Origin of the sequence: Hymenobacter sp., from assembly GCF_035709525.1 — a bacterium.
In the GTDB taxonomy this organism is placed as follows: Bacteria; Bacteroidota; Bacteroidia; order Cytophagales; family Hymenobacteraceae; genus Hymenobacter.
In genome coordinates this window covers 1-20925 of record NZ_DASTEP010000044.1, presented here as the reverse complement: position 1 = coordinate 20925, position 20925 = coordinate 1, and the positions used below count along the sequence as shown (strand labels likewise).

The following is a 20925-nucleotide window of genomic DNA, read 5'->3' as shown; positions in this document are numbered from 1 at the left end:
ACGTCGTGTTAAAGCAACCAGCTGTCATGCTGAGCTTGCCGAAGTATCTCTACCGCTTCCTCCAACGGGGCAGTAGAGATACTTCGGCAAGCTCAGCATGACGAATAGCTAGGCAAGCAAAGCCTTACGGAATCAATCGCTCGGCCCGCAGTTGTGCAAAGAGGTCAAAAAATGACTCCTCGCTGCGCTGATACACGGTGAAGCCCAACTCGCGGCTGCGTGACATATCGGTCATTACCTCGATGGGGCGGCCCAGGTCAAGGTCGGTGTGCCAGGGCGAGGCCAGGCGGCTCAGGTCGGGCTCAAGGAGCTGGTGCTGGGCGGCCAGCGAGCGCCAGGCGTCGGCGTCGCCGGCCATTTGCGCTTCCAGCGGCTGCACGGTGCCCTCAAAGCCCACGGCCTCTACCCCAAACCACGCGGCCAGGCGCGGCCACAGCCAACTCCAGCGGAAGTAGTCGCCGTTGGTGATGTTGAAGGCCTTGTTTTTAGCGGCTTCGGTGGTGGCAGCCCAGGCCAGCTGCTTGGCCAGCACGCGGGCATCAGTGACGTCGGAGAGACCCTGCCACTGCGCCTGCGAGCCGGGCCAGCGGAAGGGCCGGCCCTGCGCCTTGCACAGGCTGGCGTACACGGCCAGCGTGGTGCCCATGTTCATGAGGTTGCCCACGGCCTGCCCGATAATGGTGTGCGGGCGGTGCACGCTCCAGCTAAAGCCATCGCGGGCGGCTGCTGCAAATACCTCATCCTCTTGCGCGTAGTAAAAATTGGGGGCTTCGAGGCGGGGCATTTCCTCGCGCACGGGGGTAGGGGGCAGCGCCCCGGCGCGGGCATACGAGTCGAACGGCCCCAGGTAGTGCTTGAGGCCTGTGACGAGGGCCACGTGCTGCACCGAGTGCTTGGGGGCCAGGGCCGCCAGCAGGTTGCGCACCATCGCGCCGTTCACGCGGATGTTCTCGGCCTCCGTGTCTTGCCGCATCCAACTGGTGAGGAACACGTGGGTGGGGGCTACGTCGGCCAGGGCGGTGGCTAGGGCGGCCGGGTCGAGCAGGTCGGCGGCCACGGGGAGCAGGCCGGGCAGGTCGGTTTGGGGGCGGCGGGCCAGGCCGTATACCGTCCAGTGCTGGGCTAGTAGCTCGCGGGCCAGGTTGCTGCCTACGATGCCGCTGGCACCCACGATTAACGCAATTTTATTCATCTCAAAAAAAATAAGGTAACGGCTGGCGCAGGTAGCAAGCTGCCCGCTGCCGGCTCGGGTAGTAAACCACCCAGCCCCACCAAATGGCCCGCGCCGCGCCCAAAAAATGCGGTTGCCGCGCCCGCCCGCCGCCCCGCCCACCGTTCGCCAAACGAAACATATGTAAGGCGTAAAACCCTTTTATTTTGAAAGTTGGTTGCTAAGTAGCAGCTCACTCAAACAAGCAAAAATTATTTTTTACAAGCCAACGCTTGCAAATTCCAAAAATCCGCTTCTACCTTTGTGGCATGCTCCTTTACCGGGGCACTTATCAAGAAAGGCGGAGGGACAGGCCCTGCGATGCCTTAGCAACCAGCAGCAATGCGAAGGTGCTAATTCCTGTTCTGAGACGCTGGCTACGGCCTGGTTTTGGAAGAAGATAAGTCTACAAGATGCCTTGCCGTGGCCACGGCGTATGCTCTTCTGACTTGTCGGGAGGGCTTTTTTTACGCCCTTCCGGTAAGAGATTCTTGACTAGGTGCTTGGGAAATAGGGGTTTATTGTTCCAATCAAACACTAAACTTCTCTTGCCATGTCTGTTGCAACCCGCCTCCTCCACGCCATCCCTGTCGACGAGCAAACCGGCGCCATCGCCGTACCCATCTACCAAACGTCGACCTACGTGCAGGAAGCCCCTGGCGTCAACAAAGGCTTCGACTACGCCCGCACCGGCAACCCTACCCGCCTGGCCCTCGAAAACCTGGTAGCCACCCTGGAAGGCGGCCACTCGGGCTACGCTTTCGCCAGCGGCCTGGCCGCCATCGATGCCGTAGTGAAGCTGCTTTCGGCTGGTGACCAGATAGTTGCTATCGATGATATTTACGGCGGGGCCTTCCGCTTGTTCGAGCACGTGTACCGCCGCCTGGGCATCGACATCGTGTACTGCGACACGACCAATGCCGAAAACGTCGCCAATACCATCACCGACAAAACCAAGCTCATCTGGTTGGAATCGCCTTCCAACCCCACGCTGAAGGTGTCGGACATCGCCGCTATTTCGGCTATCGCCAAGGCGCACAACTGTTTGCTCTGCGTCGATAACACGTTTGCCTCGCCCATCTTGCAACGGCCCATCGAGCTGGGAGCCGACTTGGTGGTGCACAGCGGCACCAAGTACCTGGGCGGCCACTCCGACCTCATCGCCGGCATCGCCGTAGCCAAGACGGAGGAGCTGGCTAAGGAGCTGAAATTCATTCAGAATGCCTCCGGCGGCATCCTCGGGCCGTTCGATTGTTTCCTCACCATCCGCGGCATCGAGACGCTGCCGCTGCGCATCGAGCGCACCAGCACCTCGGCCCTGGCGGTGGCGAAGTTTCTGGAAACGCGCCCCGAAGTGGCCCGCGTGTACTACCCTGGCCTTGAAAGCCACCCCAACCACGAGGTAGCCAAGAAGCAGCAGGCGGGCGGCTTCGGCGGCATCGTGGCCCTGGCCCTGACGGAAGACACTATCGAGGCCGCTACCAAGCTGGTGACGTCGACCAAGTACTTCAAGCTGGCCGAAAGCCTGGGCGGGGCCAAGAGCCTGCTCTGCCATCCGGCTACCATGACCCACAAGTCGATTCCGGCCCCCATCCGGCAGGCGTCGGGCGTGGCCGATGGGCTGGTGCGCCTGAGCATCGGGCTGGAAGACGCGGAGGATTTGATTGCCGACCTGGCGCAGGCACTCGACGCGCTGGCCGCGCTCAAGGAGGCGCACGTGGTGACGACGGAAGGGAAGTTGGTAGTAGCTTAATATGCTGTACCGTAAGCTTTAGCTTGCGAGCGAGCGCAGCGAGCAGTGGCGTGGGCGAACGCCTGCCAACGCGGTTGCTCGCGGCGCTCGCTCGCAAGCTAAAGCTTACGGTACATTCCGAATATCATGACCCGTACTAATATCACCATCGGCCTCTTCGGCTTCGGCGTGGTGGGCCAGGGGCTGCACGCCGTGCTGGAGCGCACGCCCGGCCTGCGCGCCCGCATCGGCCGCATCGCGGTGAAAGACCGCCGCAAAGCCCGCCCGCTGCCCGCCGAGCTGTTCACCTTCGACAAGCAAGAACTGCTCGACGACCCCGGCCTCGACGTAATCGTGGAGCTGATTGACGACGCCGACGAGGCGTATCTCATCGTCAAAGCAGCGTTGCAGAAAGGCAAGGCGGTCGTGACAGCCAATAAGAAAATGCTGGCCGAGCACCTGCCCGAACTCATAGTGCTGCAACGCGCCACGGGCACGCCGCTGCTCTACGAAGCCGCCGCCTGCGCCAGCCTGCCCGTCATTCGCAATCTGGAAGAATACTACGACACCGACCTGTTGGCTTCGGTGGAAGGCATCATCAACGGCTCGACCAACTACATCCTCACGGCCATGAACCGCGACGGGCAGCCCTACGCCGCGGCCCTGGCCAAGGCGCAGCAGCTGGGCTTTGCCGAAAGCAACCCCGCACTCGACGTGGAGGGCCTCGACGCCCGCAACAAGCTGGTGCTGCTGCTCGCCCACGCCTTCGGGCTGGTGGCCGGGCCCGAGGAGCTGCTGGCCGTGGGCATCACGGGCATCAGCCCGCTGGCGGCGGCCTACGCCCGCGAGCAGGGCCTGAGCATCAAACTGGTAGCGGAGGCGCGGCGGCTGCCCGAGGGCGGCATTGCAGCGGCGGTAGTGCCCACGCTGGTGGCGCCCGGCCACGAGCTGAGCAACGTGCACGACGAGTTCAACGGGCTCGTGACGCAGAGTGGCTTTGCCGACCGGCAGTTCTTCCTGGGGCGCGGGGCAGGGGCCTTCCCCACGGCCTCGGCGGTGCTCTCCGATTTGTCGGCGCTCACCTACGGCTATCGCTACGAGTACAAGAAGATTCAGCAAAATGCCCACCTGACACTGGCCCCCGAAGCCGCCGAGGTAGACGTGCTCGTAACCTTTGACGACGAAGCCAGCGCGCCCGACCTGGCTGATTTTACGGTGGTGCACGAGCAGTTTCGCTCGGCGCAGCGTGGCAGCTATCTCACCGGCACCATCGGGCTGGGGCAGCTGGCGCAAGCCGACTGGCTGCGCGCGCCGGGCGTATGCGTGGTGCGGCTGCCCGCGCCGCTGCGGGCGGCCGTGGCCGTGCCCGAGTTGGCTGAGGTGGCGTAGAAATTTGATGTAGAGACGCATACTTGCGTCTCGCGTCATTCAGCTAGTGAGCTGGAAAGAAAAAGGCGCATCCTTGCGGCTCGCATTGTTTGGCTAATGTATTGGCTGAACAACGACGAGACGCAAGGATGCGTCTCTACATTCGCCCGCTCAACCTTTGCGCTATATGACGCTTTCCGCCAATTCCACTCCCATCAAAACCGGCCTGCTGGCTTATGGCATGTCGGGCAAAATCTTCCACGCGCCGTTTCTGACCCAGCACCCCGGCTTCGACTTGCGGGCCGTAGTGCAGCGCCACGAGCAGCGCATGCAGGCCGACTACCCACACATCAAAAGCTACGGCAGCGTGGCCGAACTCCTCGCCGACCCCGAGCTAGAACTAGTGGTAGTGAACACGCCCAGCGCCACCCACGTGGAGCTGGCGAGCCAAGCGCTGCTGGTCGGCAAGCACGTGCTACTCGAAAAGCCCGTGGCGACCACCGCTGCCGAGGTACGGGCCCTGTTTAACCTGGCCCGGCAGCAAAACCGCCAGCTGCTTGCCTACCAGAACCGCCGCTGGGATACCGACTTTGGCAGCGTGCGGCAGGTAGTGGAAAGCGGGCAGCTGGGCCGCCTCATCGAAGTGCATTTTCGCTTTGACCGCTTCAAGCCGCAGCTCAACCCCAAGAAATTCAAGGAAGACGCCGACTCGCCCGGCTCGGGGCTGGTGTTAGACCTGGGGCCGCATTTGGTGGACCAGGCTATCAGCTTGTTTGGGCAGCCTTTAAAGGTGGAAAAGGCCCAGGGTAGCTATCGCGAAAACTCGCGGGTGGCCGATTATTTCCATCTGCACCTGCACTACCCCGAGGGCCTGCACGTGTACCTCAGCAGCAGTCTGCTGGTGGCCGACCCCGGCCCGGCCTTCGTGCTGCACGGCACCCAGGGCAGCTTTCGCAAAGACCGCACCGACCCGCAGGAAGCCCAACTAGTAGCCGGCCTGAAGCCCGCCGACCCCGCCTACGGCCGCGAGCAGCCCGGCCAGGAAGGCTGCCTCACGCTGGCCGCGCCCGATGGCTCGCTCACCGCCACGCCGGTGCCGGCCGTGCCGGGCAGCTACGCGGGCTTGTTTGAGGCGGTGTACCAGGCCATCCGGCACGGGCGGCCCTACCCGGTAACGGAGGCGGAACTGGTGGGGCAGCTGGAGGTGCTGGCTTCGTGATGCTAAGCTCCGGCTTGGTGCTGCGGTTGGGGTAGAGACGCAATATTTTGCGTCTGGCGTCAGGGGGTGTCGCTCAACAACGCCAGACGCAAAATATTGCGTTTCTACGCTCAGCAGCCCTGTGCAACGTCAGCCCAAGCGGCCCTGCCTGCGTACTACCTCCTTTATGGAGAATTTGTCCGTTATCATTCTACTCCTGGCCTTGCTGGTGGGGCTCTCGGCCGTGGCCCCGCGCCTCAAGGTGCCCTACCCGCTGCTGCTGGTGCTGGTAGGGGCGGGGCTGGCCCTGGTGCCGGGCCTGCCCGAAGTCACCATCAATCCCGACCTGGTTTTTTTCATCTTTCTGCCGCCGCTGCTCTACGAGGCCAGCTACAATACCTCGTGGCACGAGTTTGTGGCTAATCGGCGGCCCATCTCGCTGCTGGCCATTGGGTTAGTTTTGATGACCACTACCGTCATTGCCACCGTGGCGCACTGGTTTATTCCGGGTTTTAGCTGGGGGCTGGGCTTTGTGCTGGGGGCCATCGTGAGCCCGCCCGACGCGGTGGCCGCCACCAGCGTCACGAAGGGGCTGGGGCTGCCGCGCCGCATCACGAGCATCCTGGAAGGCGAAAGCCTCATCAACGACGCCTCGGCGCTCATTGCCTACCGCTACGCCGTGGCGGCGGTGGTGAGCGGCGCATTTAGCCTCTTCGATGCCAGCTGGCACTTTTTGCTGGTGGGGCTGGGCGGAGCGGCCATCGGGCTGGCGGTGGGCTGGGTGATGGTGCGCCTGCAAAATTTTCTCACCGATGCCACGCTCATTACGGCCCTCACGGTGCTGCTGCCCTTCGGCATCTACCTGGCGGCCGAGCACCTGCACGTGTCGGGGGTGCTGGCGGTGGTGTTTATGGGGTTGATGATGAGCCGCCGCTCGCACGACATCTACGACAACCAGACGCGCCTGCTCAAGCACAGCTTCTGGAACGTGGTAGGCTTTCTGCTCAATGGCTTCGTGTTCATCCTCATTGGCTTGCAGCTGCGCGGCATCCTGAGCGGGCTGGGTGGCAAAGACTCGTGGCAGTTTTGGCCGGCGGTGGGCTACGGGCTGCTGGTGAGCGTGGTGGCCATTGCCATCCGGCTGGGCTGGGTGTTTCCGGTGTCGTACCTGGGGCACTGGCTGGGGCGCTGGCTGGGCCGACGCAGTCCACAGCCCTCGCGGCGCAGTCTATTCATTACTTCGTGGGCCGGGATGCGGGGCGTGGTGTCGCTGGCCACGGCGCTGGCCTTGCCCTACGCGCTGCGCAATGGCGATGATTTTCCGCAGCGCAACATCATTCTATTCATCACCTTCATCGTTATCCTGATAACGCTGGTGGTGCAGGGCCTCACGCTGCCCTGGCTGGTGCGCCGGCTGGGCGTGCAGGAGTCGCCGGCCGAGCGCGCCGCCGAGGAGCAGGAGCTGCGCCTGGCGTTGGTCGAAAGCTCGCTCGAATACCTCAACCAGCGCCTGGCCGCCGCCGGCTCGCCGCCCGACGACAGCCTGCTGACCATGCGCGAGGTACTGCGCCGCCAGGCCCGGCGCCTGCGCGGCACCCTGGCCGCCAACGAGGCCACCGGCCTGCCGCCGCAGCCCGCCGAAGTGCAGGCCGCCGCCCAGTTCGAGCGCCTGCTGCAAAGTCGCCTCAGCGTCACGGAGTACCAGCGCCACCTGCTGGTGGAACTGCACCGCCGCAATGCCTACAGCGAAGAAGCCATCCGGCAGGTAGAGTTGGAATTAGACCGCTTCGAAATCGCCCTCGATACCCAGCTCGCCACCGTGCAGCAGCCCGCCGAAACCCCGGCCGACGAAGAGGATAACACCACCGAGCTGCTGGAGCCCGACGAAACTGCCAGCCGCTTTCCCGGCCCCCGCGGCCGGCCCAACAACCGGCCCGAGCCCCGGCAGTCCACCGGCGGGCAGTAGCCCAGCCGCCTAGTGCCGGGCCGCCAGGTAGTACAGCGTGCGGTAGCTGTCCACGTTGGTTTGCAGAGCGTGCAGGCGCTCCTGCGCCTCGGGGCTCAGCACCGGCTCCAGGCGTTGGGCTAGCTGCTCGGGCACGAGCGGGCGGGGCACTTCGGTGCGCAAGGCTTGCTGCACGGCCACGGCCTGCGCCGGCGTGAGGCGTAGCGTGGCCGTGAGGTAGCGCACCAGCGGGCGCGCGCCGGGCCGCAGGGGCCCCATGGCCGCCAGAGGCACCTGGGGCCGCACGGGCGCGGGGCCAGCCACGGTCAGTTGCGAGCCAGCTACGCTATTCAGCAGCAAGAGGAGGGTAAGGTGTTTTTTCATGTGTGATAACGAGTAGAAAGCGGAAGGGTGGCCAGCATGACCTTTGCGTGGTGCAAAAGTGGTAGCCCAGTTCCCTCAGCGATGTAGCTATTCGACTAGCCCAGCTAATGGCCTACTCAACTGGCCGTTTTGCTATGTTAAGCTGGAGGCTTAGCCAACTGGCTTCTCAAAAACAAACCAGCTGTTTATTTCCACTAGAAGCTGGCTTGCGGAAGGGCTGCGTAAAGCAGTTGATTATGACCGGGCGCTACCACGGCCGTCATGCTGAGGGTGCTGCTACTGGTATCGGCCCACTGAGCCTGTGCATTGCAAAAGCAGTTCCCGCTAAGAGCTGCACCGGCCGCAGCCGATGTTGCACAATGCAGACTGGTTGTAAGGCAGCGCCGCCAGCCAGGGGGCGCGGCTAGTGGCTCCACCCGCCGCTACGGCTCCCGGTACACGGCCAGGCGAGAGGTAGCCAGCGACTCGTCTCCCAGCGCCGTGAACTCGCCACCCACTACCAGTTCGTTGGGCGAGGCAAATAGCAAGGTATTCACCCTACCATTGAGCCCGGGCCCCAGGGGCTGCCAGTGGCCAGCGTGCCAGCGGGCTATGTAGTCGGCGTGCGGGTCGCCGCCTGCGTCAAGGAAGCTGCCACCAGCCAGCAGGTCACCATCGGGGGCTTGTGCCAGCGCCTCCACCGCGCCGAGCAGGCGGGGCCCGAGCTGCTGCCAGGTGCTACCATTCCAGCGGGCCAGGTAGCCGATGTGGCTCAGGCTGTCGGGGTGAAAAGAGCTGTGGTGGCCGCCGGCCACCAGGCTGCCATCGGCTGCCGTTAGCAGGCAGTCTACCTCAAATGGCAATTCCTCGCCCACCACCTGCCAGCGCTGGCCGTCGTGGCGGGCCACGAAGCCCTTGCTTCGTATCTCGTGGCTCAGGTTGGCCCCACCCGCCAGCAAGCTGCCGTCGGGGGCGAAGGTGAGCACGTGTGCCGTGCGGGCGGTGAGCTTCGTGCCATCGGGCGGCGGCAGGGGCCACGACTGCCAGCGGTGGCCATCGTGGCGCCAAACCTTCTCCCAGCGGGCGGCCGCCAACTCGCCGGCCGGCCCAGCCGCCAGCAGCTCGGCCTCTGCTGGTGGCCGGCTGCTCGGCGGCTGCCAGCGCCCGCCGGCCCACTCCACCGTTGCCCACGAGCCAGCGGCACCGGGTGGCTCCAAAAAGCCACTCAGCACCACTTCACCGCCTGGCCGCACCACCAGCGCCGACCCCGAGCCCGTGAGCGAGTAGCCCACGGGCTCCCGCCGTCCGTCGTGGAGGTGATACACGCGCAGTTGGCTTGGCCAGTCACTACTGTCTTCCTGGGTTAGCAGCAAAACACCGCCCCCAGAGGCTTTCACCAGGGCCTTTACTTCGGTGCCCAAAGTGCCCGCGATGCCTAGTTGAGTAGGGGTGCTCAGCACCTGCCAGCGGCCGGCGTGGTAGCGAGCCAGGCCCGTGGGGTGGTTAGCCAGCAGGTCGCCGTTGGTGGCCAGCGCCAGGGGCCGGCGATTGCTACCCAGCCTGGGAGAGGCGGCCGGCAGGGGCTGCCAGCGCCCGCTTTGCCAGCGCACTACCCGGCCCCCGGTGGGTAGCGGGCGGGTGTGCTCGGCCAAGGCCACGCCGCCGGGCATCAGCGTAGCGGAGGTAAATGGCTGGCCGGCGGTCAGCGACTGCCAGCGGGTGCCGTCCCACCGCAAGAGCTCGAACAGCGGGCCTTGCCGGTGGCCCCCGCCGCGCAGGTGCATGCCCAGCTCGCATTCCACCAGCGCCTGCCCGTCGGCCCCGGCGGCCAACTGCCGGATGTACTCGACCCGCTCGGGCAGGCGGCCCAGGTAGCGCCAGGCGCGCCCATTCCAGCAGCTGACGGCGGGCGGGGTGTGGCGGGCCGCGCCGGGCCGCTCGCCGCAGGCTACTACCTGGCCGGTAGCCGCTACTGCCAAGCCGGTGATAGCCGTGAGCTGGCCGGAGTGCGGGCTGCCGGCGGCGGGTGCGCCCAGCGCCTGCCAGCGGTGGCCATCCCAACGCCGCACGCTGCTTTGCCGGCCGGGTAGCTTTGCCTCAGCATACTCGGAGAAAGCGGCCAGCAGCTCACCGGTCGGCGTCAGGGCCAACGCCGCTATTTGCCCAGCCTCGGAGGGATTACCTAAGGGCTGCCAACTGCCCGCGTGCCAGCGCCGCACCACGCTGCGCGGGGGCTCGCCGCCCAAGTAGCTGGTGGTCAGGCTGGCTACCAGGTCGCCAGTAGGCAGCTGCACCAGGCCAGTGAGGTAGCCTGCTCCAACGAGCGGGCTCTCGGCGGCGGGGCCGGTACCCAGCGCCTGCCAGGTGCCTTGGTGCCAGCGAGCTACGTAGTCGGCCGCTGGGTTGCCGCCCGCGTCGGTGAAGCTGCCGCCCACCAGCAGGTCGCCATCGCGCTGCTCTAGCACCACCCGGACAGGGCCATTGAGGCCCGGCGTATTATAGCCCGGCTGCCAGCCCGGCGCGGGCTGCGCCATCGCCAACCCAGAGAGAAGTATGCTAAAGCTAATTGCCCAGGCGGTGACGCCTGGTAGAAAAAATGAGCGCATGTGACGTACCTGGGAGCCAGCCACCCGGCCGACTGGCTCCGGGCCACGATAACGGTAGCGCGGCTAAGGTAGTGTAAGCGCCGGCCAGGGCAGCGGCCTTGTGGATAGGCCCCAGGTGTGAAAAAAACCACCTTTAAGGCAAGAATGACTTTTAGGCTGGCTGCACATTACCCGTCGCGGTAATGAAACCAACTAAAAAGCCTGGGCCGTCTTCCAGAGGGAAACGGCCCAGGCTTTTTGGCTAGCGTTGGTAAGCGGTAGCTATACCTTCTCGGGCAGCAGCACCGCATCGGGGTAGTTGCCGAGCACGGGCTGCGAGGGCGCGCCCTGCGTCACGGCTTCTACCAGCAGCTTGCCGCCCACGAAGGCCCCTTTCCAGCTTTCGCCCAGGCCACCGAATACCTCTTCGCGGTCGCCGCGGCTACGCAGCTTGTTTATGCCTACTTTGAAGGCGCGCAGCTCTTTGGCGGTGCGGGTGGCCCATTTTTCGTCGTCCGAGCCGAGGGCGCTCACGAGCGCGCCGTTCGAGATGTTCATCTCGCCTACCAGCTCCTCCACGCGGTCTACCAGCACCACCGAGTCAATGGGGCCGAAAGGCTCCTTGAAGTACAGCTCGGCCTGGCGGGGCAAACCCACCAGCGCGCGCGGGGCGCGGTAGGCCGAGCGGTCCTGACCGGGCAAAAAGAGGCTGTCGTCGAGCTTGCCCTGGTAAAACGGAATGGCCCCGTGCTTGCCGGCATTAGCAAACAGCTCATCGAGGCTCTGGGCCTGCGCGGCGTTGATAACCGGCCCGAAAGCCAGGTCGGGCAGTTTGTCGCCGGGGTTATCGACCAGCGTGGGGTTGCCCACTTTGAGGCTGCCGATGGCCTGGGTGTAGGTTTCGAGAAACTGCGGAAACAAGTCGCGCTGCACCACCCAGCGCACGTAGGCCGTGCAGCGCTGCTTGCCGTAGTCGTAGCCTTTTTTGAGCTGGTCGGCCAGCGCGTCCCACTGCGAGTAGTCCCAGATGCCGTAGGTGTTCACGCCCTCCATCTCCAGCATGTAGCGCTTGTGCTCTTGGCTCAGGGCGTCGGCGATGTTGCGGCCGTTGTAGCGCCCGCCCACGAAGGAAAGGCAGTCCACGGCTGGGTCTTTCACCAGCACGTCGCTAAGCTCACCCCCTGGGCCGCTCACCAGCGTCACGGGCAGGCCGCAACGGCGAGCGATGGCGAAGGTGACGCTCAGCGAGATAAAGCCGCCGTCGGTGGGCGTCTTGGCAATCACGGCGTTGCCGGCCAGCGCCTGCACCAGCACCGCGTGCATCAGCACCGACATGGGGTAGTTCCAGCTGGCGATGTTGCTCACCAGGCCCAGCGGGCGGCGGTCGCCGAGCAGGCTCTCGATGTTGTCCACGTACCACTGCACGCCCTCGATGCAGCGGTCGATGTCGTTGAAGCCCAGCTTGTAGGTTTTGCCGATTTCCCACATCAGCAGCTTGCTGATGAGGTCGATGTGCGGGCGCAGCTGGTTTAGGCAGTCCTGCACGCGGCGGCGGCGCTCGTCGAGGTCGGTAGCGCCCCAGGCGGTGCTTTCGCCTTTGGCAAAATGCACGGCGCGCAGGGCCTCGTCGTGCTTGAGCATGGGCAGCGCGCCGATTTCCGACCCGTCGATGGGCGAGACGAACGGCTTGGGCGTGCCGGGCTCCTGCCAGCGGCCTTCGAGCAGGTTGAGGTAGCCGCCGTTGGGGGCGAAGATTTCGGGCGTGGCCTGCTTCACGTCGTTCAGCAGCTTGCTGAACTCAACTTCGGGCGCGATGATTTTGGGCATGGGAAGTAGCACCAAGCTCCTGCCTGGTGAATCGTTGGTTCGTTGAGTAAGTACGGCCCCTTTTACCGGCTTGCTGCGCAAACGGTTCGTGCGGCTGGTGCCTGGAGCGCGCCGAATGATGAGGCGAACGGTTCACCAAGCTGGAGCTTGGTGTTACGCCGCCACGGCTTGCAGCTCGCGCACGAGCTCGGCCGAGCCCACGAAGAGCGGCATGCGCTGGTGCAGGTCGGCGGTGGGGGCCACGTCGAGCACGTCCTCGGCCCCGGTCACGGCCCGGCCGCCGGCCTGCTCGGTTATCATGGCGATGGGGTAGCACTCGTAGAGCAGGCGCAGCTTGCCGCTGGGCCACTCGCCGGTGGGCGGGTAGAGGTAGATGCCGCCCGTGAAAAGATTGCGGTGATAATCGGCCGCCAGCGAGCCCACGTAGCGGGCCGTGTAGCGGCGCTCCTTGCAGGTAGTGAGGAAGGTGCGCGCAAACTCTGGAAAGTCAAACCAGTTGCCTTCATTGCACGAAAACACCTTGCCGCTGGGCGGAATGGTGAGCTTGGGGTGCGAGAGGAAAAACTCGCCCAAGCTAGGCTCATACGTGAAGCCCGCCACGCCGTGGCCGGTGGTGTACACCAGCATCACGCTGGAGCCGTAGAGGATGTAGCCCGCCGCCACCTGCGCCCGGCCGCCCTGCATAAAATCCTCGGCCCGCGCCGGCCCGCCGTAGCGGCTCACGCGCCGGTAGATGCTGAAAATGGTGCCCGTGCTCACGTTGAAATCCAGACTCACCGAGCCATTCAAGGGGTTTAGCGCCACCACGTACTTGCCATCGGGGTTGCCGGTGTCGATGATGTCGGGCCGCGCCTCGCTGAGCACCGCGCAGCACTCGCGCCCGTTGGTGAGCGCCCGCACGAAGCGGATGTGCGCCTCTTCGCCCAGGCGGTGGCGCGGCGGCCCCTGCTCGCCTTCAGGGCCGGTGGCCTCGGCGATGCTGCTGAGGCCAGTGCGGCCTACTTCGCGCACCATAATCTTGCTGGCTAGTGCGATATCGCGCAGGAGCTGCGAAAGCTCGCCGGTGGCGAAGGGAAATTCGGCCTGCTTGCGCATGATGTAGCGCTCGAGCGTAGTGCCGACGGGGGTAGCTAGTTCGTCGTGATTCATTTAACAATTAACATTTATCATTTAACAGCTTCCGCATTCATCATTTGGCTAGTGCCGTCAGGTGCAGCTACCAGCTGTTAAATGATAAATGTTAATTGTTAAATGTTACTTCACTTCTGCTTGTTTCTGCGACTGCCACAGCACTACCTGCCAGCCCTTCTTAGGGTCTTTCACCTGCACGGTCACGTACTTGATGTGGGCCACGTTGGGCGTGCCGTCGGGCTTATTGGGCTGGTAGATGACGATTTGGCCGTTTACTACTGCCGTCTGGCCGTCGTTGTAAGCGCGCACGTTCAGATTTTCCACGTCAATCTTGTCATACACGCTCTTGCCATCGCGGATGCTTTGCAGGTAATCGGTTTTGCCGTTCTGCTTGCCGTTGGCGTGGGTGTAAACGAGGTCGTCGGCAAAAACGCGTTCCAGGAAAGCGTAGTCCTTGCTCACCTGCGCCTCGAAGCGCTGGCGCTCCAGCTTCTCGACCTCCTGCACGGCGGCGGCGTTTTTCTTGCTCATCGGGCCGCCGGTGGGGGCGGGCGCGGTGGTGATGAGCGCCCGGCCCATCGGGTTGGGTTTCGGCTGGGTAGCCTGCGCGGAAGCGAGCAGCGGTAAGCCCAGCAGGGCGAGTAGCGCGAAGGAACGTTTCATAGGAAAAGCAAAAAGCAACTTAGGCAGCGGTGGGAAGCGTGTCGTCGTCATCGAGCTTGATGGGCTCCATGCGCGGCACCAGCGTAAACATGATAACCCAGGCCAGCAGGTACATTCCGCCGCAAATCAGGAACATAATGAAGTAGCCCTTATTGAGCTGCCCGAGCGCCTCGTAGTACACGAACATGCGCTTCTGCACCAGCGCCGTGAGGGCAATGCCGCCCAGGCCGCCGGCCATGCCGCCGATGCCCGTGACCGAAGCCACGGCTCGCTTGGGGAACATGTCTGACACGGTAGTGAAAATGTTGGCGCTCCAGGCTTGGTGCGCTGCCGCCGCAATACCGATTACCAGCACCGCCAGCCACATATTCAGCTGCCCCAAATACTGGGCAAACACTATTGGGAACACGCAAAACGCGATAACCAACATGGCCATCTTGCGGGCCTGGAAGGCCGCCATGCCGCGTTTGATAAAGCCCAGCGGCAGGTAGCCACCCCCGACGCTGCCCACGCTCGAAAGAATATATACCGTGGCCGTCGGCAAGGCTAGTTGCGTCTTGGTCAAGCCGTATTGCTTGCTCAAGAAGTCAGGCAGCCAGAACAGGTAAAACCACCAAACAGGGTCGGTCAAGAACTTGCCAATCACGAAAGCCCATGTCTGGCGAAAGCCCAACAGGGTAGACCACGAAGCTTTCGGCTTTTCTTCTACTACCGCGCTTTCTACTGGCAGACCGGCCGGAGTATCAGCGTTGATATACTCGAACTCGGCTCTGCTCAAGCGCTTGCTGTTGGCCGGCGTGTCATACACCAGCATCCACAGCACCAGCCATACAAACCCCAGTGCACCCGTAATCACAAAAGCCCACTGCCAGCCGTATTGCTCAGCAATGAAAGGCACGGTAAGTGGGGCTACGATGGCCCCCACGTTGGCCCCCGAGTTAAAGATACCCGTCGCCAAAGCCCGCTCGCGCTGCGGAAACCACTCGGCTACCGTCTTGATAGCCGAGGGAAAATTGCCCGCTTCCATCACGCCCAGCGCCCCACGGGCCACGCTAAAGCTAAAGGTGCCCGTTGTCAGCGCGTGGGCCATCGCAGCGATACTCCACAGGGTAGTAGCCAGCGCGTAGCCTATTTTGGTACCCAGCTTGTCAATAACGCGCCCCACGCCGGCCATACCCACGGCGTAGGAGATTTTAAATACTAGCTCAATGTTAGCGTAGTCAGCCACGCCCCAGCCAAATGCCTTCTCCAGGTCGGGTTTGAGGTAGGATATAACTGCCCGGTCGAGGTAGTTGATGGTCGTGGCAAAAAACACCAGCGAGCAGATGGTCCAGCGGTACTTGCCGACGACTTCGGAAACAGGCGGCGAAGCAGTAGCAGGGCGGAGGGTGGGATTCATAGAGCGAGTTCGTTAGATAGGATTGTCATGCTGAACGCAGTGAAGCATCTCTACCGCTTCGTTGAACGGTTTGAATGAAGCGGTAGAGATGCTTCACTGCGTTCAGCATGACACTCGTTATCTACTTGTTAAATGAAGAAATAAACTGCATCAGCGGCACCACGCGGGCCGTGATGGCGGCCGGGTCGCTGGCCCCTTTGAAGAGCTGCGAGCCGATGCCCACTGCGTTGATACCCGCGCCAAACCACTCGCCGAGGCTTTCGGTAGTGGCTTCGACGCCACCCGTCACCATCAGCTTCACGCCGGGCATGGGGCCGCGCAGGGCCTTAATGTAGTCGGGGCCCACGGCGTTGCCGGGGAATACTTTCACGAGCTGCGCGCCCAGCTGCGTGGCGTTATATATCTCGTTGAGGGTCATGGCACCGGGCACCCAGGCCACGTCGTGGCGCTGGCAGGCTTCAGCCACGTCGGCAGTCGTTACGGGCTGCACCACGAAAGTTGCGCCTGCTGCGATGAAGCGCTCGGCATCGGCCGCGTTGTATATAGTGCCGATGCCCAGCACCAGGTCGGGGCAGTCGCTGGCGGTCAGCTTGCCGAGCTCCTGGAATACCTCGAAAGCGTTGGCCCCGCGGTTGGTAAACTCAAACACGCGGATGCCGCCCGCGTAGCAGGCCCGCACGATGTCCTGCGCGTAGGCCGCGTCGGCGTGGAAAAAAACCGGCACCAGCGGCGCGGCGAGTACGCGGGAGAGAACGTCGGAAGAAGACATTTTGATAAGCTGTTAGCTATGAGCTGCTAGCTGTTAGCTACCTGTTCAAAGTGGAAAGGAAGCTGTCGTAACTCGCTAGGCGAGAGCTATCAGCTAGCAGCTGATAGCTAACAGCTTACACAAGCTACCGCAGCAAGCGCCCCGTCAGGTTGCCCTGCATGAGGTGCTCGACTTCGGCGGGCGTCACCAGATTGATGTCGCCGTGGATGGTGTGTTTCAGCGCCGAGGCGATGGTAGCGAAGGAAAGCGCCTGCGCCCGGTCTTCGTAAGTGTTTGAGCCGTAGATGAAACCCGAGATAAACGAGTCGCCACCGCCGATGCGGTCTACCACGGGCGCGATGTCGTAGAAGGGCGTTTCAAAAAAATCGCCCTGGTCCCAGAGCAGGCCGCAGATGCGCTCGTGCGAGGCGCTCTGGGTCTGGCGGCGGGTAGCAATGACGCGCTTTATGTTGGGGAAGCGCTGGGTCAGCTGCTCACTCATCGAGATAAAGCCGTTGTCGGAGCCCGCGTCGGCCTTGATGCCAAAAAGGTCGTCGGCGTCGCCCTCGGTGCACACGACGATGTCGCAGCCTTCGACCAAGCCCGGCATTACGTCCTGCGCCTTCCGGCCGTACTGCCACAGGTTGCGGCGGTAGTTGACGTCGGCCGAAACCGTGACGCCCAGCCGCCGCGCGGCGGCGATGGCCTCGGCCGTAGCCTGGGCGGCGGCGGCCGAAATAGCGGGCGTAATGCCCGTCCAGTGCAGCCCGCCGGCATCTTTCAGGATTTCATCCCAGTTAAAAGCGGCCGGGTCGAGGTGGGCAAAAGCCGATTCGGCGCGGTCGTACACGATGCGGCTGGGCCGCAGCGAGGCTCCCACTTCGAGGAAATACAGCCCCAGGCGGTGGCCCTCGGTGAAGAGACAATGCGTGGTATCGACGCCGTAGCGGCGCAGGTGGTTGGCGGCGGCGTAGCCCAGCTCATTGGCCGGGAAGGCCGAGACGTGGGCGGCGGGCACGCCCATTTGAGCCAGGGCGGCGGCTACGTTGGCGTCGCCGCCGCCGTAGGTTACTTCGAGGGTGTCCGTCTGTGGCAGCCGGTAATTCAGCGGCGGCGAGAGCCGCATCATCACTTCGCCGAAGGTTACGACTTGCTTCATGGAGAGAGGTAGTAGGGCTTGCTTTTGCTTTAGGCAAATGTGCGCAAGCGCGATTGGAGCCGGAAAGGTAAGCCTTCAAATCGGGCTGCGGGGCCGATAGAGGCGCTTTTATTCACGTAAACGATTTCGATAGCACATGTTGCGCGGACTTTGTAGTCCGCCTGCGTCAGCGGGCAGCCAGACGCACGCGGACTACAAAGTCCGCGCAACTTCGGGCCTAGCTGCCGACCAACTCACCCGTGCTTACCGGCACGGCGGCTGGCTCGAAGCCAAAGTACTCGCTGGCATTGCCGTAGCAGATGCGCTCGACCAGCTCACCCAGCCAGGGCAGCTCCTCGGCGGGCAGCTCGCCGTTTTCCACATCGCGGCCCAGCAGGTTGCACAAGATGCGGCGGAAATACTCGTGGCGCGGAAACGACAGGAAGCTGCGCGAATCGGTGAGCATGCCCACGAAGCGGCTCAACAAACCCATGTTGGAGAGCGCGTTGAGCTGCTTTTCCATGCCGTCTTTCTGGTCCAGAAACCACCAGCCCGAGCCAAATTGCATCTTGCCGGCCACCGAGCCATCCTGGAAGTCGCCAATCATGGTGGCGAACACGTCGTTGTCGGCCGGGTTCAGATTGTAGAGAATGGTTTTGGCCAGCTTGTCCTGGTTATCGAGCCGGTCGAGAAAGCGCGAAAGCGCCTGCGCCTGCGAGAAGTCGCCAATGGAATCCCAGCCCGTGTCGGGACCGAGCTGGCGCAGGGCGCGGGCGTTGTTGTTGCGGAGCGCGCCCAAGTGAAACTGCTGCGTCCAGCCCTTTTCCCAGTCCATGATGGCCAATTCAACCAGCATAGCCGACTTGAATTTCTCAATCTCGGCCGGGCTCAATTCCTGGTCGGCCTGTGCCTTGTCGAAGATGGCCGCTACCTCAGTTTCGGTGTAGTCGGCAGCGTAAATCTGCTCCAAGCCGTGGTCCGACAAGCGCCCGCCGAGCGAGGCAAAGAAGTCGTGGCGCTGGCGCAGGGCCGTCAGCAGGTCGGCGTAGGAGCGGATTTCCACGCCCGCCGCCTGGCCTAGCTTCTGTAAGTAGGCGGGATAGTCGGCCGCCTCGGGCGTCATGGCTTTGTCGGGGCGGAAGGTGGGCAGGATTTGCGTAGCAAAGCCCTGGCCGGCAATATCCTGGTGAAAATTGAGCGCGTCGGCCGGGTCGTCGGTGGTGCAAACCACCTTCACGTTCATCTTGGTCAGCAGGCCCTGCACCGAGTACTCGGGCGTTTGCAACAGGGCGTTGCACTGCTCGTAGATGCGGCGGGCGCTGTCCTTGTTCAGCAATTCGGTGATGCCGAAGTAGCGGCGCAGCTCCAGGTGCGTCCAGTGGTACAAGGGGTTGCGCACGGTGTAAGGCACCGTTTCGGCCCACTTCTCAAACTTCTCCCAGTCCGAGGCATCGCCCGTGATGAAGTGCTCATTCACGCCGTTGGCCCGCATGGCCCGCCACTTGTAGTGATCGCCGTAGAGCCAAATCTGCGTGATGTTCTCAAACTGCCGGTTCTGGGCAATCTGGTCGGGCGGCAGGTGGCAGTGGTAGTCGATGATGGGCTGCGGCGCGGCGTGCGCGTGGTAGAGCGTGCGCGCGGTGGACGACTGGAGAAGGAAGTCGTCGGAGAGAAAGGGAGTCATAACAACGGGGCGCCTCACCCCCCGGCCCCCTCTCCGAAAAGGAGAGGGGGAGCCGAGACGGCTCAGACGTTATGTGGTGTATTACTTAAGAAACCTACTATGAAATGTCGTCAGGCTCCCCCTCTCCTTTTCGGAGAGGGGGCTGGGGGGTGAGGCGCTACGTGACTACAACGAAACCCCGCGCTTCCACGGAATAAAGTCCGTCTGGCCATGCCGCACGGCGTGCACTTCCAGCCCGCTGGCCACCTGAATCACGTAGTCCAGTATTCGCTCGCCGGCCTGCTCGATGGTTTCTTCGCCATCGATGATGGTGCCGGTGTTCAGGTCGATGATGTCGGGCATGCGCTGGGCCAGCTTGGTGTTGGTGCTGATTTTGATGACCGGCGCGATGGGGTTGCCGGTGGGCGTGCCGAGGCCGGTGGTGAAGAGCACCACGTTGGCCCCCGAGCCGACTTCGGCGGTCGTGCTTTCCACGTCGTTGCCGGGCGTGCAGAGTAGGTTCAGGCCGGGCTTGGTCACGAGTTCGGGGTAGTCGAGCACGGCCACCACCGGCGACGAGCCGCCCTTGCGGGCCGCGCCGGCCGACTTAATCGCGTCCGTAATCAGCCCGTCGCGGATGTTGCCGGGCGAGGGGTTCATGTCGAAGCCCGAGCCCACGGCGATGGCGCTGTCGCCATACGCCTTCATGAGCGAGGTAAAGCGCTGGGCCGTTTCGTGGTCCACCGAGCGGTTCACGATTTCCTGCTCCACGCCGCACAGCTCCGGAAATTCGGCCAGGATAACCGAGCCGCCGAGCGTTACCAATAGGTCGGAAGTATGGCCCACCGCCGGGTTGGCCGAGATGCCCGAAAAGCCGTCCGAGCCGCCGCACTCCAGCCCGAGGCAGAGCTTGCTGAGGGGCGCGGGCTGCCGCTGCTGCTGGTTGGCCTGCATGAGGCCGGCGAAGGTTTGGCGCAAAGCCGTGCTCACGAGGGTTTCCTCGGTGCCCATCGTCTGCTGGTCGAGGATGAACAGCGGCTTGCTGAAATTGGGGTCGCGCTTGGCGATTTCATCTTGCAGCATCGTGGCCTGCGCGTTCTGGCAGCCCAGACTGAGCACCGTGGCCCCGGCCACGTTGGGGTGCGTGATGTAGCCGGCGAGCAGGCCGCACAGGCTTTGGGCATCTTGCCGGGTGCCGCCGCAGCCGCCCTCGTGGTTGAGGAAGCGGATGCCGTCCACGTTCGGGAACAGCTTGGGCTTCTGGTAGTCGGTTTCGGCCGAGTGCAGGTCGGTGGCCAGAATCTCCTCTACCGATTTGCCGGCCTGCATCAGCTCAATCAGCGCCTGGGTCTGGGGCTGGTAGCTTTTGCGGCGGGCGTAGCCGAGGTCGTTCACCAAGGCTTCTTCGAGCACCTGGATGTTGCGGTTTTCGCAGAATACCAGCGGGATAACCAGCCAGTAGTTGGCCGTGCCCACGCGGCCGTCGGGGCGGTGGTAGCCCATAAAGGTGCGGCCCTCGTACTTGGCCACATCGGGCTGCGCCCAGCTGTGCGGGTGCTGACCTTCCTGGTACGAATTGGTAGCGTGCTTGAGGTTGCCGGTGGTGAGCAGGCCGCCTTTGGCCACGGGGGCCGACATTTTGCCCACCAGCACGCCGTACATCGATATCTCGTCGCCGATGGCAAAATCGTGCAACGCCAGCTTATGCTTGGCGGGGATTTTCTCGGTCGTCGTCACGGTTTCCCCGTCCCAGGTCACGGGCGTGCCGATGGGCAGGTCGGTGAGGGCAACGAGCACGTTGTCGGCGGGGTGGATTTTAGCAACCAGGTGTTTCATTGTCAATTATCACTTAACAGTTATCAATTAGCAAGTGCCGTGTTGATAGAGCAGAGTAAAAGTAGCGTTCCGTTTGTCATGCTGAGCATTCTGCGCATCAAGCAGAGACGCAGCGGAGT

At 63.4% G+C, this 20925-nt stretch carries 15 protein-coding genes and 1 riboswitch; of the genes, 4 read left to right on the top strand and 11 right to left on the bottom strand.

Annotation, left to right across the window (positions count from 1 at the left end; all coding sequences use genetic code 11):
• Positions 1–124: 124 nt before the first annotated feature.
• Positions 125–1192 carry an SDR family oxidoreductase gene (locus VFO93_RS03870; RefSeq protein WP_325133002.1) on the bottom strand — a complete coding sequence of 356 codons (1068 nt, stop codon included), beginning with the start codon at positions 1190–1192 and terminating at the stop codon, positions 125–127.
• 304 nt (positions 1193–1496) lie between these two features.
• Positions 1497–1617, top strand: a riboswitch (SAM riboswitch).
• Positions 1618–1763: 146 nt separating this feature from the next.
• Here VFO93_RS03870 and VFO93_RS03865 point away from each other — a divergent pair.
• The 4 genes from VFO93_RS03865 to VFO93_RS03850 all read left to right on the top strand — a co-directional run bounded on the left by VFO93_RS03865 (position 1764) and on the right by VFO93_RS03850 (position 7474).
• Positions 1764–2963: a PLP-dependent aspartate aminotransferase family protein gene (locus VFO93_RS03865; protein ID WP_325133001.1), complete on the top strand. Its 1200-nt coding sequence runs from the start codon at positions 1764–1766 to the stop codon at positions 2961–2963.
• 126 nt (positions 2964–3089) lie between these two features.
• Positions 3090–4331: a homoserine dehydrogenase gene (locus tag VFO93_RS03860; protein WP_325133000.1), complete on the top strand. Its 1242-nt coding sequence runs from the start codon at positions 3090–3092 to the stop codon at positions 4329–4331.
• Positions 4332–4497: 166 nt separating this feature from the next.
• Entirely contained in the window at positions 4498–5529 is a 1032-nt protein-coding gene (locus tag VFO93_RS03855; RefSeq protein WP_325132999.1) for a Gfo/Idh/MocA family protein, read from the top strand.
• A gap of 166 nt (positions 5530–5695) precedes the next feature.
• Positions 5696–7474 (top strand): Na+/H+ antiporter, encoded by a 1779-nt coding sequence (locus tag VFO93_RS03850; protein WP_325132998.1) that lies wholly within the window; start codon positions 5696–5698, stop codon positions 7472–7474.
• A 9-nt stretch (positions 7475–7483) separates the two neighbouring features.
• Here VFO93_RS03850 and VFO93_RS03845 read toward each other — a convergent pair whose 3' ends face one another.
• From VFO93_RS03845 to VFO93_RS03800, 10 genes are all read right to left on the bottom strand, one after another.
• Positions 7484–7837 (bottom strand): hypothetical protein, encoded by a 354-nt coding sequence (locus VFO93_RS03845; protein WP_325132997.1) that lies wholly within the window; start codon positions 7835–7837, stop codon positions 7484–7486.
• Between the two features lie 422 nt (positions 7838–8259).
• Positions 8260–10350 carry a hypothetical protein gene (locus VFO93_RS03840; RefSeq protein ID WP_325132996.1) on the bottom strand — a complete coding sequence of 697 codons (2091 nt, stop codon included), beginning with the start codon at positions 10348–10350 and terminating at the stop codon, positions 8260–8262.
• A 333-nt stretch (positions 10351–10683) separates the two neighbouring features.
• A complete protein-coding gene (locus VFO93_RS03835) occupies positions 10684–12228 on the bottom strand; it encodes an aldehyde dehydrogenase family protein (protein WP_325132995.1) in 1545 nt (514 codons plus the stop codon).
• A gap of 153 nt (positions 12229–12381) precedes the next feature.
• Complete coding sequence (fbp, locus tag VFO93_RS03830; protein WP_325132994.1) at positions 12382–13377, bottom strand: class 1 fructose-bisphosphatase; 996 nt, start codon at positions 13375–13377, stop codon at positions 12382–12384.
• A 105-nt stretch (positions 13378–13482) separates the two neighbouring features.
• Entirely contained in the window at positions 13483–14022 is a 540-nt protein-coding gene (locus VFO93_RS03825; RefSeq protein ID WP_325132993.1) for a nuclear transport factor 2 family protein, read from the bottom strand.
• Positions 14023–14041: 19 nt separating this feature from the next.
• A complete protein-coding gene (locus VFO93_RS03820) occupies positions 14042–15421 on the bottom strand; it encodes an MFS transporter (RefSeq protein WP_325132992.1) in 1380 nt (459 codons plus the stop codon).
• A 121-nt stretch (positions 15422–15542) separates the two neighbouring features.
• Positions 15543–16190: a bifunctional 4-hydroxy-2-oxoglutarate aldolase/2-dehydro-3-deoxy-phosphogluconate aldolase gene (locus tag VFO93_RS03815; RefSeq protein WP_325132991.1), complete on the bottom strand. Its 648-nt coding sequence runs from the start codon at positions 16188–16190 to the stop codon at positions 15543–15545.
• Between the two features lie 124 nt (positions 16191–16314).
• Positions 16315–17328 carry a sugar kinase gene (locus tag VFO93_RS03810; protein WP_325132990.1) on the bottom strand — a complete coding sequence of 338 codons (1014 nt, stop codon included), beginning with the start codon at positions 17326–17328 and terminating at the stop codon, positions 16315–16317.
• A gap of 217 nt (positions 17329–17545) precedes the next feature.
• On the bottom strand, positions 17546–18991 hold the full coding sequence (uxaC, locus tag VFO93_RS03805) for a glucuronate isomerase (protein ID WP_325132989.1): 1446 nt from the start codon (positions 18989–18991) through the stop codon (positions 17546–17548).
• 165 nt (positions 18992–19156) lie between these two features.
• Complete coding sequence (locus VFO93_RS03800) at positions 19157–20806, bottom strand: altronate dehydratase family protein (protein WP_325132988.1); 1650 nt, start codon at positions 20804–20806, stop codon at positions 19157–19159.
• Positions 20807–20925 lie beyond the last annotated feature (119 nt).